The 12,907-nt window shown below is 63.1% G+C and carries 15 protein-coding genes; 12 read left to right on the top strand and 3 right to left on the bottom strand.

What is annotated here, in order from left to right; genetic code table 11:
- Nucleotides 1–19: 19 nt before the first annotated feature.
- Entirely contained in the window at nt 20–1,549 is a 1,530-nt protein-coding gene (locus tag QQL24_RS11465; RefSeq protein WP_284312147.1) for a UxaA family hydrolase, read from the bottom strand.
- Between the two features lie 58 nt (nt 1,550–1,607).
- Between QQL24_RS11465 and QQL24_RS11460 the strand changes: the two genes are divergently transcribed.
- Nucleotides 1,608–2,324 (top strand): GntR family transcriptional regulator, encoded by a 717-nt coding sequence (locus QQL24_RS11460; RefSeq protein WP_284312145.1) that lies wholly within the window; start codon nt 1,608–1,610, stop codon nt 2,322–2,324.
- 112 nt (nt 2,325–2,436) lie between these two features.
- Nucleotides 2,437–3,477 carry an aldo/keto reductase gene (locus QQL24_RS11455; RefSeq protein ID WP_284312144.1) on the top strand — a complete coding sequence of 347 codons (1,041 nt, stop codon included), beginning with the start codon at nt 2,437–2,439 and terminating at the stop codon, nt 3,475–3,477.
- 113 nt (nt 3,478–3,590) lie between these two features.
- On the opposite strand, the gene QQL24_RS11450 is transcribed toward QQL24_RS11455, so the two are convergent.
- The gene (locus tag QQL24_RS11450) at nt 3,591–4,352 is read right to left on the bottom strand and encodes a nuclear transport factor 2 family protein (RefSeq protein WP_284312143.1); all 762 of its coding nucleotides are present in this window, start codon (nt 4,350–4,352) and stop codon (nt 3,591–3,593) included.
- Between the two features lie 169 nt (nt 4,353–4,521).
- Between QQL24_RS11450 and QQL24_RS11445 the strand changes: the two genes are divergently transcribed.
- The 4 genes from QQL24_RS11445 to QQL24_RS11430 all read left to right on the top strand — a co-directional run bounded on the left by QQL24_RS11445 (nt 4,522) and on the right by QQL24_RS11430 (nt 6,905).
- Nucleotides 4,522–4,881: a winged helix-turn-helix transcriptional regulator gene (locus QQL24_RS11445; RefSeq protein WP_284312365.1), complete on the top strand. Its 360-nt coding sequence runs from the start codon at nt 4,522–4,524 to the stop codon at nt 4,879–4,881.
- A 53-nt stretch (nt 4,882–4,934) separates the two neighbouring features.
- Complete coding sequence (locus QQL24_RS11440) at nt 4,935–5,387, top strand: GNAT family N-acetyltransferase (RefSeq protein ID WP_284312141.1); 453 nt, start codon at nt 4,935–4,937, stop codon at nt 5,385–5,387.
- Between the two features lie 98 nt (nt 5,388–5,485).
- Nucleotides 5,486–5,911 carry a MerR family transcriptional regulator gene (locus QQL24_RS11435; RefSeq protein ID WP_284312140.1) on the top strand — a complete coding sequence of 142 codons (426 nt, stop codon included), beginning with the start codon at nt 5,486–5,488 and terminating at the stop codon, nt 5,909–5,911.
- 16 nt (nt 5,912–5,927) lie between these two features.
- A complete protein-coding gene (locus QQL24_RS11430; RefSeq protein WP_284312139.1) occupies nt 5,928–6,905 on the top strand; it encodes an aldo/keto reductase in 978 nt (325 codons plus the stop codon).
- Between the two features lie 282 nt (nt 6,906–7,187).
- Here the strand turns inward: QQL24_RS11430 and QQL24_RS11425 are convergent, their stop codons facing one another.
- Nucleotides 7,188–7,769: a hydrolase gene (locus QQL24_RS11425; protein WP_284312138.1), complete on the bottom strand. Its 582-nt coding sequence runs from the start codon at nt 7,767–7,769 to the stop codon at nt 7,188–7,190.
- Between the two features lie 268 nt (nt 7,770–8,037).
- Between QQL24_RS11425 and QQL24_RS11420 the strand changes: the two genes are divergently transcribed.
- The 6 genes from QQL24_RS11420 (at nt 8,038) to QQL24_RS11395 (ending at nt 12,714) form a co-directional block, all read left to right on the top strand.
- Nucleotides 8,038–8,805, top strand: coding sequence for a GNAT family N-acetyltransferase (locus QQL24_RS11420; protein ID WP_284312137.1), 768 nt, complete (start codon nt 8,038–8,040; stop codon nt 8,803–8,805).
- A gap of 169 nt (nt 8,806–8,974) precedes the next feature.
- Nucleotides 8,975–9,274 (top strand): DUF2849 domain-containing protein, encoded by a 300-nt coding sequence (locus QQL24_RS11415; RefSeq protein ID WP_284312135.1) that lies wholly within the window; start codon nt 8,975–8,977, stop codon nt 9,272–9,274.
- Nucleotides 9,274–10,941: a nitrite/sulfite reductase gene (locus tag QQL24_RS11410; protein WP_284312133.1), complete on the top strand. Its 1,668-nt coding sequence runs from the start codon at nt 9,274–9,276 to the stop codon at nt 10,939–10,941. The genes QQL24_RS11415 and QQL24_RS11410 overlap by 1 nt, the downstream gene beginning before the upstream one ends.
- Entirely contained in the window at nt 10,925–11,698 is a 774-nt protein-coding gene (locus QQL24_RS11405; protein WP_284312131.1) for a phosphoadenylyl-sulfate reductase, read from the top strand. Before QQL24_RS11410 ends, QQL24_RS11405 begins: the two co-directional genes overlap by 17 nt.
- Nucleotides 11,699–11,762: 64 nt before the next feature.
- Nucleotides 11,763–12,263 carry a DUF934 domain-containing protein gene (locus QQL24_RS11400; RefSeq protein ID WP_284312129.1) on the top strand — a complete coding sequence of 167 codons (501 nt, stop codon included), beginning with the start codon at nt 11,763–11,765 and terminating at the stop codon, nt 12,261–12,263.
- 100 nt (nt 12,264–12,363) lie between these two features.
- The gene (locus QQL24_RS11395) at nt 12,364–12,714 is read left to right on the top strand and encodes a phasin family protein (RefSeq protein WP_284312127.1); all 351 of its coding nucleotides are present in this window, start codon (nt 12,364–12,366) and stop codon (nt 12,712–12,714) included.
- Nucleotides 12,715–12,907: the final 193 nt, after the last annotated feature.

Genomic DNA, 12,907 nt, shown 5'->3' with positions numbered 1-12,907 from the left:
GGAAAGCCGGCGGTACGGGTTACATCGTTGCGCCGACCTGCCAGGGCACGAACTCATTAGAGCCATAACCCAGCTCTTCCGACTTCGAGCGCTCGCCGGAAGCCACGGCCAGGATCTTGGCGAAGATCTCCTTGCCCTTTTCCTCGATCGACACGCCGTCGAGCACGTCGCCGCAATTGATGTCCATATCGTCGGTCATGCGGCGATAGATGTCGGAATTGGTGGCGAGCTTGATCGAGGGGGTCGGCTTGCAGCCATAGGCCGAGCCGCGGCCGGTGGTGAAGCAGAGGATATTGGCGCCGCCCGCCACCTGGCCCGTGGCCGAGACAGGGTCATAGCCGGGCGTGTCCATGAAGACAAAGCCCTTGTCCTTGACCGGCTCGGCATATTCGTAGACGGCGGTGAGCGTGGTGGTGCCGCCCTTGGCCGCCGCACCGAGCGACTTTTCGAGGATGGTGGTGAGGCCGCCGGCCTTGTTGCCGGGCGAGGGATTGTTGTCCATCGAGCCGTTGTTCTTGGCGGTATAGTTCTCCCACCACTTGATGCGCTCGACCAGCTTCTCGCCGACTTCCCGGCTGGCAGCTCTGCGGGTGAGCAAGTGCTCCGCGCCGTAGATTTCCGGCGTCTCGGAGAGGATGGCCGTGCCGCCCTGATGCACCAGGATATCGGCAGCCGCGCCCAACGCCGGATTGGCGGTGATGCCGGAATAGCCGTCCGAGCCGCCGCACTGCAGGGCGAGCACCAGTTCGGAAGCCGGAATCGTCTCGCGCGTGGCCTGGTTGGCGAGCGGCAGCATGGCCTTGATGCGCTCCATGCCCTGCTCAATGGTCTTGCGCGTACCGCCGGTGTCCTGGATCGTCATGGTCTGGAAATGATCACCCTCGACGATGCTGTATTCCTGCTTCATGCGGCCGATCTGGAAGACCTCGCAGCCCAGACCCACCAGCAGCACGGCGGCGATATTGGGGTTGGAGGCATAGCCCCACTGGGTGCGCTTCATGATCTCGAAGCCCTCGCCCTTGTCGGCCATGCCGCAGCCCGAGCCATGCACGAAGGGCACCACCCCGTCGATATTGGGATAATCCTTCAGGATGCCTGACTGGTTGAAGGCATCCGCCATGAAGCGGGCGACCGAAGCCGAGCAGTTCACGCTGGTAAGAATGGCGACATAATTGCGCGTGCCAGCCTTGCCGTTGGGACGGCGGAAGCCCTGGAAGGTCGCCTGCTCGGAAAGCGGCAGGATTGCCTCCTCCTTGGCATCCTGCGCAAAGGCATAGTCGCGGTCGAAGGCATGGAATTCGCAATTATGCGAATGGACATGGCTGCCGGGCACGATGGCCTGCGAAGCGAAGCCGATAATCTGGCCGAACTTGACGATAGGTTCGCTCTCGGCGATCGGCGCCACCGCGATCTTGTGGCCTTTGGGCACACGCTGCAGCGCCGCGACACCCTCGACCTCCATGCCCGGCTCGATCACGTCGACGGCAACAAGGACATTGTCCCTGGCATTGAGGCGCAGGGTGCGGGCGGTCTTGGGGACGATCTGCATGGCGAAATCCGGTAAAAAGGCGCTGGTCAAGCGCGGGATCCATTGCTAACATGTTAGCATGTCAGACGCGGCAGTCAAAGCTTCTTATGACTTTCTCGAACCCCTCGGCCTCTCCAGCCGTGGCGGCACCACCGAACGCGTCCAGTCCCTCCTGCGCGAGGCGATCATCGGTTTCGAACTGGCGCCAGGCGCCGACATCGACAAACTGGCGATCTGCGAGCGGCTGGGCGTCTCGCGCTTTCCCGTCTCGGAGGCGTTGGCGCGGCTGCAGAATGAAGGCCTCGTCGAGATCCTGCCCCAACGCGGCACACGCGTCTCACGCATCCGTCTCTCCGACGTGCGCCAGAGCATGTTCATCCGCAGCGCGCTGGAGGCACAGGCGGTGCGGACGCTTGCCCTCAACCACCGTGACGCGCTGCTCCCCTCGCTCGAGCGCAATCTGCGCTACCAGCACGCCGCGACGGAGGCTGGCGACAGGCGCGATTTTCACAGGCTCGACCTTGAATTCCACCTCATCCTCCTCGATGCGCTCGGCTATGCGCGCGTGAAGGCCGCCGTCGAAGCGGCGCGCGCCAATCTCGACCGAGTGCGCCGTCTCCTCTCCTCTCCCCGCCACCATGCCCTCACCGTTACGGACCACGAAAAGATCGTCGCCGCCCTCGCCGCTGGTGACGCGGACGCCGCCGGGCGCGCGATGGAGGAGCATCTCGACTTCGTCATCACCGAACTGGTGGCTTTCGCCGCCGAAAATCCCGCCTTGTTCGAAGATCTCTAAAAGCAAATGCGTTTAAACCGAAAATGGCTTTCCAGATAGCTCATTGGAATTGAAGCATTTTGCTGTTCCTGCCGACACAATCCGAAGACAAGCCCCACCAAGAGAGAACCCCATGGTCAAAAGCAATCTCGGCGTCCGTTCGCATGTCAGCCGCTCGGGTGCGGTCCTTCGTTTCACCGAGCTTGGCTTCGGCACGGCCCCGCTCGGCAATCTCTACCGGGCACTGGACGAGGATGTCGCCGCCCTCACCGTCAACGCGGCCTGGGATGCCGGCATCCGCTATTTCGATACGGCGCCGCTCTATGGCCTCGGCCTCTCCGAAACCCGCCTCAACCCGCTGCTCCGCCGGCTGAAGCGCGAGGATTACGTGCTCTCCACCAAGGTCGGCCGCCTGCTCAAGGTGGTGCCACCCGAGCAGCGCACCGGCATCGGCAAGTTCTTCAACACGCCCTCCCGCCAGGAGGTTTACGACTATTCCTATGACGGCGTGATGCGTTCGGTGGAGTTCTCGCTGGAACGCCTCGGCATCGACACCATCGACGTGCTCTTCGCCCATGACGTCGACATCTTCACCCACGGCTCCAAGGAAGCGTCGGACCGGCGCATCAGGGAATTGATGGAGGGCGGCTACCACGCTCTCGCCAAACTGCGCGAGGAAGGCACGGTAAAAGCGATCGGCGCCGGCATCAACGAGTGGCAGGTGGCCGAGACGCTCGCCCGCGCCGGCGACTTTGATCTCTTCCTCCTCGCCGGGCGCTACACGCTGCTGGAGCAGGAGGCGCTCACCAGCTTCCTTCCCTATTGCGCGGAGAAGAAGATCGGCGTGGTGCTGGGCGGGCCCTATAATTCCGGCATCCTCGCCACCGGCCCGCGCGCCGGCGCCTATTACAATTACGAACCGGCCCCGCCGGCGATCCTCGACCGCGTGGCCCGCATCGAGCGCGTCTGCGCTTCCCACGGCGTCAAGCTGGTGGAGGCGGCGCTGAAATTCCCGCTGGGCCATCCCCAGGTCGTCTCCGTCATCCCCGGCGGGCAGGCACCGCAGGAGGTGACCCGCAATGCCGAGATCATGGGGGCGAAGATCCCGTCTGGCCTGTGGAGCGATCTCAAGGGCGAAGGCCTGTTGCGCCAGGACGCGCCTGTGCCGAAGTGAGAGCCCTTCCCGGGTGCGCGGACGTCCCGTCCGCATCTTGAAACCGCGGCGCTTGTTGGCCAGGAAGATGCGGACGGGGACGTCCGCGCACCCGGGAAGAGGCCGCCCCAGGTTCAGAACTTCCCGTTGCCGTTCTTCTGCTCTTCCTTCGGCGGGATCGCCTCGATCACATCCCAATGCTCGGCGATCTTGCCGTTCTCGATGCGATAAAGATCGTAATAGGCTGATGGCGCCTCGCCGAAGATGCCCTCGCTCACGGCCAGCACGAAATTGCCCTCGCCCAGCACCAGGTGCAGGCGGTCGTATTTCACTCGCACGCCCTTTTCAGCCAGGGCCTTGAGGCCGGCGCCGAGACCGGAGAGACCATCGGCCAAGAGAGGGTTGTGCTGGATATAGGCGTCGCCGTCGAAATAGCCGGGCAGCCTGTCGAGCCGGCCGGCGATGATGTCCTCGATTTGCCGGCGGATCAGCGCCTTGTTCTCTTCGGTCTTGTCGAGATCGGCGGGCTCCGTCGGCCCGTCCAGCATGGTGTGGCCACCCGGATTCGGCCCCTTGGGCGTTTCCTGCAGATTGTCCCAATGCTCGACGATGCGGCCGTCCTCATAGCGGAAGATGTCGAAGCCGATCTTGGGGCCGAAGAAGTCGTAGTCGGTGTGGGCGAAGACGTAATCGCCATCCTCGAACACCCGCACGGTGTTCACGCGGGCGGAGCCCGGCGGCAGCTGGGCCAGCGCCGCGGCCAGGCCCGATACCCCCTCGCCAATGGCGAGATTATGCTGGATGTATCTGTCCGGATTGACGAATTGCAGCGCACCCTCGCCGCCCCTCTCGATCGTCTTCAACAGGGAAACCACGTCTTGCTTGCGCCTGGACATCGCCGCCACCTCTCCATATCTCTTCTGGTTATGTAGTTTCCAATAGAAACTACATTTCACAAACGCAGCAGATATCGTAGAGTGCGAAAGCCGTAAAGAAGGCACTTTTCGGTTATGTGGTGAGTTGGAGGAAACCGCCTTGCCTCTTGGACAGAAGCTGCCGGAAGGCATGCGCTACGACGTCTACACCCAGGCCTGCCCCTCGCGCCTGGTGCTCGACCGCGTGGCCGACAAATGGGCCGTGCTCATACTCGGCCGCATCGACGACGAACCCGTGCGCTTCAACCAGCTCAGGCGGGAGATCCAGGGAATTTCCCAGAAGGTGCTGTCGCAGACCCTTAAGAAGCTGGAACGCGATGGCCTGATCCGCCGCGAAGTCTTCGCCACCGTGCCGGTGACGGTGGAATATTCGATCACCAACCTCGGCAAGACCCTCGCCGACACCATCCGCAGCCTGGCGCGCTGGGCGGAGGCGAATATCGAGGCTGTCACGCAGGCGCAGAGGCGCTACGACGAGGCGCAGTCCTGAATGCAGGGTGCGTCCAACTCCAGATATCCTGTCCTTAATGCTGGCGACCAGCGATGACTCACGTTCAAATCGATCCCTTGAAGGCCGTAACCGCCGAGGACGCAGAGGCGCTCGCCGGACTGATGCGGCAGCTCTCGTCGCGCGCTCCTCCGCTCGCGCAGGCCGACCTCACGAGGGTTATCGCGGGCCCCTCCACCACGATGTTCGTTGCTCGCATGAACGGGAAGATCGTCGGTGCGGCGACCATGGTTCTCATCGCGGTCGCGACCGGGAGCCGTGCCTCCATCGAAGATGTAGTCGTGGACGTGAGCCAGCGCGGCAAAGGCATTGGCGAGGCCCTGATGCAGGCGGCTATCGCCGCGGCGCGCGCGAAGGGTGCGAGGAAAGTCGATCTCACCTCCAACCCTTCGCGCCAGGCCGCCCATCGTCTTTACCAGCGCCTCGGCTTCAGGAAGCGCGAGACCGATGTGTTCCGGCTGGATCTTGCTGACGAAAGCCGGATCTGAGACTGGCAAATGTCGAAAAGATTTCCTGCAGAATTACCCTTGACTTAGAGCGCGCTCGAACCCCTAGCCTCGGGAGCGTCGTTACGAGAAGAGGCCCCATGAAGATTGGCGAGCTTGCCAGGCGCTCCGGCTTATCGGCCCATACCCTCCGCTATTACGAGCGGATCGGGCTGCTGCCCTACGCCGACCGCAACGCTTCCGGACAGCGGGACTACGACGCCGCGATCCTCGACAGGATCGGCTTCCTGCACCGGCTGAAAACCACCGGCATGCCGATCCGCGAGATGCTGCAATATGCGGCCCTGATGGCCGGCGGAGAAGCGACCCTGCCGGAGCGCCGACGGCTTATGGAGCGCCACCGCGAACGCGTGCGCGCCCATGTCGACGAAATGCAGGCCTGCCTTCTCGTCCTCGATGCCAAGATCGCCGGCTATGGCGACGCTGAAGCAAGGACGAAGAACAATGACGCAAACTCCCGAAACCGGAAACGGCCGGCCCACTCCATCGGTGGCCGCGCCCCTTGAGCCGAAAACGAGGCGTATGCTGGGACAGGGCCTGGAAGTCTCCACCCTCGGCCTTGGCTGCATGGGCATGAGCTGGGCCTATGGCGCAACGGATGACGACCACGACGAGGCCGTGAGGACCATCCACCATGCGCTGGACATCGGCATCAACTTCCTCGACACCGCCGATGTCTACGGCCCCCACACCAATGAGAGGCTGGTGGGCAAGGCCATTGCCGGCCGGCGCGACGAGGTGGTGCTCGCCACCAAGTTCGGCATCGTCCGTTCGCCCGGCACGAGCATGGACGAGCGGAGCATCAATGGCAGGCCCGACTATGTGCGCGCTTCCTGCGATGCCTCGCTGCAGCGGCTAGGCGTCGATCATATCGACCTCTACTACCAGCATCGCATCGATCCGGACACGCCGATCGAGGAGACGGTCGGCGCTCTCAAGGGGCTGATCGAGGCCGGCAAGATCCGCCATTACGGCCTCTCCGAAGCCTCGCCGGAAACCCTTCGGCGCGCCCACGCCGTTCATCCGGTGACGGCGCTGCAAAGCGAATATTCGCTCTGGACGCGTGATCCCGAGGATGGGGTGCTGGCGACCACGCGAGAGCTCGGCATCGGCTTCGTGCCTTACTCGCCCCTCGGCCGTGGCTTCCTCTCGGGCGCCCTCAAATCCATGGACGCATTGGCCCCCGATGATTATCGCCGCCGCTCCCCGCGCTTCATCGACGGCAATTTCGAGCGCAACCTGGCGCTGGTCGAGAAGGTCGAAGAGGTCGCGGCGCGCAAGGGCATCACGCCCGCACAGCTCGCGCTGGCCTGGCTGCTCGCCCAGGACGACCACATCGTGCCTATCCCCGGCACGCGGCGGCGCTTGCGCCTCGACGAAAATGTCGGGGCGATCGCCGTGACGCTGACGCCTGCTGAGCTGGCGGAGATCGACACGGCTCTCCCCCGGGCCATCGGCGCGCGCTATCCCGAAGCGGCGATGCGGGAGTTGCAGGGCTAATAAGCCGGCCGGCTATGCACCTTCCCAGCGCCAACGAAGGCAGCGGGATGGGGCAGCGTGAGTCGCCCTATCAATCCGGTTGGGAGAAATATGCAAGCATGCTCGTAAATCGGCTTCTCCCAACGACATCCGCGATGAGTCGCGGAGCATGTATACGGATGCTAACCGTGTGCGCCCGGCCGATCCCGGCCAAGTGGAGGACATTTCGTCTTCACCTATCTGGGTTTCCGCCGCCCCGATCAGCCAAAGTCAGCAGCCATAGCCAGGCAAGCCGCCTCTTCCTCAACCGCCCTTGATCGCACGGATGATCTCGGCCGTCGGGCGGATGCGGGCGAGGCGGGGCATGACGTGGTCGATCGAGAAGCGGTGCATCTCGGCCGACATGCTGCTGACCGCATCCTCAGGCACCACCGGCGCGTAATTGTAGGCGAAGGCGTCGCGCACCGTGGCTTCCACGCCGAAATTGGTAGCGATGCCCGATACGATCACCGTGTCGATGGCGCGCCGGCGCAATTGCAGGTCGAGTTCCGTGCCATGAAAGGCGCTCCATTGGCGCTTGGTGATCACGACATCGGCGATGGAGGTGCTGATATGGCTGTCGAAGGCGATGGCCTCGGCCGGCATCTTGCCCTCGGGCAGGATCATCGGCGAATCGACGGGCACCTTCACGACGTCTCCATAGCCATCGGAAAAGGCCACGCGCACCAGCACGACGGTTCCGCCTGCCTTCCGGAGCGCCCTCGCCATCTTGATGGAACGATCGACGACGTCCTCGCCCGAATGCGGCGCGAGAGGCCGATTCACTATCCAATTTTGCAGATCGATGAGGACATGCGCTGTATGGCGAGGGTCCAGGCTTAACATCGAGGCACTCCGGTCATTGCATGAGGCGTAGCGGAAATTCGACTCCGCCGATTTCCCTCTCCAGCCGTCAGGCGACGTTATATGGGCACCTCTTTGTCGGGCTCAAGCTGCTAATCCGAGCAGAGTTGTCCACCAAGGAGGAGGAAGGTTGGAGGTGCGGCCGATCGCGACCAAAGGCGGCCAGAATCGCGCTGCCGACAGGGGTACGCAACAGCAGCCGCGTTGGCTATGTTGCCAGGCAGCAGCCACACGATGGGAGTCGCGGATCATGACCTCGCCCACCAGCCTTGCCCAGCGCGTTGAGGAAGCCTGCCTGAATGGCTGGCCGGCGTTGCAAAGCATTATGCTGGATGGCTGGCAGCTGCGATTTTCGCGGGGACACACCAAGCGCGCCAATTCCATCAGCCTGCTCCGGGCTTCCAGCCTCTCCCTCAAGGACAAGGTGAGTCTGTGCGAGAAGCTTTATGCCATGCATCGGCTGCCGACGATCTTTCGGCTGTCCAGTCTCGATGCCGAGACGATCGACCCAGCGCTCGATGCGGCCGGTTTCAGCCCGCGATTCGACGAGGCCTGCGTACTTTATCGCGATCTTGTGGCGAGTCCGGCGCCGGAGGGGCCTGATACAGTCATTCTGCAGACGAGTGCGGGCGATGCCTGGTTCGACGCCCTCGCCCGCATTCAAAACCTCAGCCTGCCCGCACAGGCCAACAACCGCGCCTTGCTTGATGCCGTTGCCGTGCCGGCGGCCTTCTCTGCCTCGCTGGCTCCGGACGGCCAGATCGCCGCGGTCGCCTTCGGCGCCGTGCACGACGGCATCGTCTGCCTCAATTCCGTTGCCACGGATCCGACCTTCCAGCGCAAGGGCCACGCACGCCTCGTCGTCGGCGCGATCCTCGCCTGGGCCCAGCGCCAGGAGCAGGCGAAAGGAGCCTGCCTTCCGGTGGTGGCGGATAACGCTGCGGCACTCGCGCTCTATCATGCGCTCGGCTTTTCTACAGAAATCTTCCGTTATTCCTATCGTTTAAAGCAATCGTGATCGGAAAATCTGCGTTGAGGATAACGCATGGCTCGCACACATGACTTTGATTACAAAGGAGAATTCAAAAAATCGTCATTAATCACATTTTTTGTATGTATTGAAATCTATTTGACAAATTGGATGCGAGAACCGATATCGTGAACAAATTCCAATCAGGGTTTTTGCCATGTCGCTCGCTATCACTGCAAATCGCCTCCGGGACGGGCGCGTGGTGTTCCGCACACCGAGCGGGAACTGGTCGCTTAACGTTGCCGACAGCGCCATCGAACCTGACCAGGTCAGCGCCGACGGGGTGATCGCCAACGTCAACGCCAATGCCAATGAGCAGGATGTCGTCGAGGTCTATGCCGTCGAGATGAACCTCTCCGGCAAGACCCCGCGCCCCGCCAAACTGCGCGAAGCCATCCGTGCCCTCGGGCCGACGATCGCCTACCTGCCTAAGGGCGAGCTCGAGGCCGCCGAATAATGGGTGCCCTCTACCGTTACGACGAGTTCGACCACGCCTTCGTCAAGGCGCGTGTGGAGGAATTCCGCGACCAGGTCGCCCGTCGCATCAAGGGCGACATCACGGAAGAGGAATTCAAGTCGCTCCGCCTGATGAACGGCGTCTATCTGCAGTTGCATGCCTATATGCTGCGCATCGCCGTGCCCTATGGCACGCTGTCGTCGAAGCAACTGCGCCAGCTCGCCATGATCGGCCGCCGCTGGGACCGCAATTACGGCCATTTCACCACCCGTCAGAACCTGCAGTTCAACTGGATCGCGCTCAAGGACGTGCCCGACGTGCTGCAGGCGCTCGCCGATGTCGAGATGCACGCCATCCAGACCTCAGGCAACTGCATGCGCAATGTCACGGCCGATCATTTCGCCGGCGCTGCCGCCGATGAGATCGCCGATCCGCGCATCTATGCCGAGATCATGCGCCAGTGGTCGACGGCCCATCCGGAGCTGTCCTACCTGCCTCGCAAATTCAAGGTCGCCATCACCGGCGCCGAGCAGGACCGCGCGGCAGTGAAGGTGCATGACATCGGCTACCAGATCGTGCGCGACCAGGCCGGCGAGCTCGGATTCCGCGTTTTCGTCGGGGGCGGCCAGGGCCGCACCCCCATGGTCGGCAAGGCCCTGCGCGACTTCCTGCCTGAAGCGGATCTCCTCACCTATACCGAGGCGATCATGCGCGTGTACAATCTCGAAGGCCGCCGCGACAACAAGTACAAGGCGCGCATCAAGATCCTCGTGCATGAGAAGGGGCTCGATTCCATTCGCGAGGAAGTCGAGGCCGAATTCGCCCGCATCAAGGATGGCGCCCTCAAGCTGACGCCGGAATCGGTGGCGGCCATGGCAAAGTATTTCCTCGCCGGCCCCTTCGAGGCGATCGGCACCACGCCGGTGTTCGACGCCGCCAAGGCCAAGGACGCGGCTTTCGCCCATTGGGTCTCGGTGAATGTCCATGCCCACAAGCAGCCGGGCTATGGCATCGCCACTATCTCGCTGAAGCCGATCGGCGGCATTCCAGGAGACGCCTCGTCCGAGCAGATGGACCTGGTGGCGGACCTTGCCGACCGCTACTCGCTGGGTGAGATCCGCATCAGCCACCTGCAGAACCTCGTGCTGCCGCATGTGAAGCTTGACGACCTGCCGACCCTGTTCGCGGTGCTGCAGGGCGCCGGCCTCGCCACGGCGAATGAGGGCCTGATCACCGACATCATCGCCTGCCCTGGCCTCGACTACTGCTCGCTCGCCAATGCGCGCGCCATCCCCATCGCGCAGGGCCTGTCCGAGCGCTTCGGTACCCGCGAGCGCCAGGCCGAGATCGGCGAGTTGCCGATCAAGATCTCGGGCTGCATCAATGCCTGCGGCCATCACCATGTCGCGGCGATCGGCATTCTCGGCGTCGACCGCAAAGGCGTCGAGAACTACCAGATCACGCTGGGCGGTTCGGCCCGCGAGGATTGCTCGATCGGCGAGCTGGTTGGCCCGGGTTTCGGCGCCGACGGAATCGTCGATGCCGTGGAGAAGGTCGTGGACACCTATCTGGGTCTGCGTCTTTCGCCGAAGGAAACATTCCTGGAGGCGGTGCGCCGTGTCGGCCTGCCACCTTTCAAGGAGGCACTCTATGGACAGCGTGCTTGATTACGACGGGGCGGCCTCTCCAATGGAGAGCCTGCTAGTCGAGGGTAATATCGATCCCGAAGCGCAGGCCATCGCGCTGGCGGCGCAATATCATGTTGCCAGCGCCCAGGACATCCTGAAGGCGGCGCTGTCGCTCTATGGCGGCCGTATCGCCCTGGTTTCAAGCTTCGGCGCCGAATCTGCTGCCCTCCTCCACATGGTGGCGGAGATCGACAGGTCGACACCGGTGATCTTCCTCGACACCGGCCGCCTGTTCAGCCAGACCCTGCTCTATCGCAACGAGCTTGCCCGCCGGCTCGGCCTTACCGACCTGCGCACGGCCAAGCCTCGCGCTGCCCTGGTGCAGCAGGAGGATCCCGACCGGTTGCTGGCCTATCGCGATCCGGACATGTGCTGCTGGATCCGCAAGGTCGATCCGCTCGACACGGCGCTTGAGCCCTTCTCGGCTTGGATCACCGGCCGCAAGCGCCACCAGGCGGCGACGCGAGCGGCTCTCAAACCCTTCGAGGCCGAATCCGGCCGCATCAAGGTCAATCCCCTGGCGGGTTGGACCACGCAGGACGTGACCGATTATCTCGACAGATACGACCTGCCGCCCCATCCGCTGGTCGCCGACGGCTATCCCTCGATCGGCTGCATGCCCTGCACCAGCCGTGTGGCCGAGGGCGAGGATGCCCGGGCCGGCCGTTGGCGCGGCAAGGGCAAGATCGAATGCGGCATTCATGTCACGCCGGAGAAGTCCGGGAGCGGCATCTGAGCAGGATCTTCTATCTATTTGCAAAGCCTGGCTTTATAAGAAAGCAGGCATGGAGGAGGCTTTCGTGGCCCTTTGGAAGAACGGCCAGTTTGAGGCCAACAGCTACACATCGGTCGGCGACGGGGATGTTCTGCCAGAAGGTGCGGTGATCGTGTCGCTGAAGCGCTTCCTGGCCGAGAAGGATATGCTGGCGAGCCGCAACACGCCGGTCGGCGTGGTGCTGCAGCCGGCGGACAAGATCGAACTCCTGGCCGATGACCTGCCAAACCTCCCCTTACTCGCCCTCGCCTTCCCGAAATTCGGCGATGGCCGTGCCTTCTCGCTCGCCCGCATCGCCCGCGAGCGCTATGGCTTCAAGGGTGAATTGCGGGCCATCGGCGACATCCTGTTCGATCGCATCGCCTATATGATCCGCTGCGGCTTTGACGTCCTCGATATCACCAACGCCCCGACCGTGGCGGCCCTGGAAGCGGGCAAGGTGCCGATCTCGCATGAGCACTACCAGCCCACCGGGACCGACAAGACCAAGAGCGATGCCCTCAAGCCCTGGCGCCGCCGGGCCTAGGGCGCGTTGCCCTTGGCCACAGGGAACATGGGTGACATGCGAAGGATAGGCTTGCGCCCGCTGACGTAAGGGACCACACTTGTCGGGAATCGGAGGTATCATGCTCTCGTTCTCGACCATGTTTCTGAGGGCGGTGTCCTCTGCGTTGGAAGCCAACCACGCCAGCGCCGTTACAATCAGTCATCGCATGCCCATCCTGGCCAGCTTGACCTTCTGGCCTCATCCGGACAGCCTCAAAGAGGCAAACCGGATGGTGATGGAGAAGTTCGAAGCCATGGCGGAAGGTACGCTCGCGGCCTCCCGGCAAATGGTGGACCTCAGCCTGCGCGCAGCCATGGGCAAGGCGGATGCCGACGATATCGCTACCGGCATGATGGCGGTTGCAGTTGCAGCCGCCAAGCCCGCGCAACGGCGCGTGCGTGCCAATGCCAGGCGGCTTTCGAAGGGTTAGAGCGGTTTACCTTGGGACTGAATCACCAAGAAGCCCTAGAGCAAAGCGCGTTTAAGCGTAAACGTTGCTTTGCTCTAACTCTTTGTTTCGACGCGTCTTTGCGATTCTTGGCGATGCCGGCAAATCGCAGAACGCTCTAGTGTCATGATCGATAAATTGCTACGATTATAGCAGTTATTGGAGGCGATCATGG

It is taken from the genome of Labrys miyagiensis, assembly GCF_030160835.1.
GTDB classification, from domain to species: domain Bacteria; phylum Pseudomonadota; class Alphaproteobacteria; order Rhizobiales; family Labraceae; genus Labrys; species Labrys miyagiensis.
Note: the sequence above shows the minus strand (reverse complement) of the source record. Positions and strands in the feature narration are given on the sequence as shown.